Genomic DNA, 1,294 nt, shown 5'->3' with positions numbered 1-1,294 from the left:
GGCCCACTCGGCATCGGTGAGTTCATGACGGCCAGGCACATCGACCACGATGCCAGCGCAGACCCTGCTCCGCTCCCACTTCCAAAAAACAGGCCCTAGACGTCGAGCAGTGGAGGGCGGGGGTGTTCTCGTGTCCGGGCGCCGGAGGTGTCCGCCGTGCGGTCGGGCGCCCGGGCACGGGCCGAAGCACGGCGAAGTCCCACGAGCGACACGACCCGGATGGGGAAAGAGTGTCGCCGGTCACACGCCGGCGCCACCCGGCAAAAAACGGACACCAGGGCATGAAGTTCTCATAATGATCGCTATCCGTCATGGTGTCCCCACATCGTTCCCGCACGTCACACAGGTGTCAGTGGGTGCTTTTACGGTGCTTCTTCGATTCTTCTGTCAAGCCGGGCGTCCTTTGTTAGTCTGGCGAACCGAACGACGGTTCCCGGTGGAAGAATCAGGAATTGTACGGAGTGAGTGCTCTTGTCCTCCGGATCGGGTGTCGGTCGCCTCCCTCGGCGACGGACCTCCGCCCTTCCACGGACACCGACTACCGTCGAGGCGTTCCCCCGGCGATCGGGGCGCCTGGCCGCCCAGGGACCCGATCGCGGCCCCCCGAGCGGCTTCCTCCCTGATCAGGGCGGTGGTGCGGGGCCACCGCCGATCCGCCCACCTGATTCGAGGAGACGAAATTGTGGCACAGGCGCAGTCACCGCATGAGCGCGATGGCCACTACCTGGCCCAGATGATGTCGACGGAGGATGGGCGTGGAGCCAGGCGTGAAGGACGGTTCCGCCGGGCCATCTCCCGGATGGTCAAGTCCCAGGAACCCCCGTCACCGGAGACCGAGCAAGGAAATCCCGTGCATCAGCCCGTGCATCCGCACTCGCAGGAACCCGACGACCGCTCGTCGGGCGGCGAGGCCACACCCGCGACGGAGCCCCCCACCGGACCCTTCTCCGCGTCCGCCGAGAACGGTTACCGTCCCGCTTCCCGGGTGAGCGTCCCCAACCCCTACACGACCAGGAACGTCGAGGTCGACGATGTCGACACCGGCGCCACACCGGTCGGCCAGTGGCGTGGCGTCGGACTCGACGAGCCCGAGCCGCGCCCCAAGCCCGCCCTCGCCACCACGGACACCATGACCGACACCTCCTCGTCAGAGCACACGGAGCGGCCCCAGGCCCCTGTGTCACCGCAGGCCGCCGAGCCGGCCGAACCATGGCCCGGACAGTACGCGGCCCCGACCGAACCCGCGGCCGCCCCGCAGGCCCCGGCGCCGGACCCCCTCCAGCAGGAGCAGAAC

Annotated in this window: 1 pseudogene; it reads left to right on the top strand. The window is 68.4% G+C overall.

Annotation, left to right across the window (positions count from 1 at the left end):
• Window positions 1-850: 850 nt before the first annotated feature.
• A pseudogene (locus tag DSY14_RS29095) lies at window positions 851-1,294 on the top strand (ATP-binding protein); the annotation flags it as partial.

Source organism: Nocardiopsis sp. MG754419 (assembly GCF_018207095.1).
Classification (GTDB): Bacteria; Actinomycetota; Actinomycetes; order Streptosporangiales; family Streptosporangiaceae; genus Nocardiopsis.
This window is presented reverse-complemented; position numbering and strand designations above follow the sequence as displayed.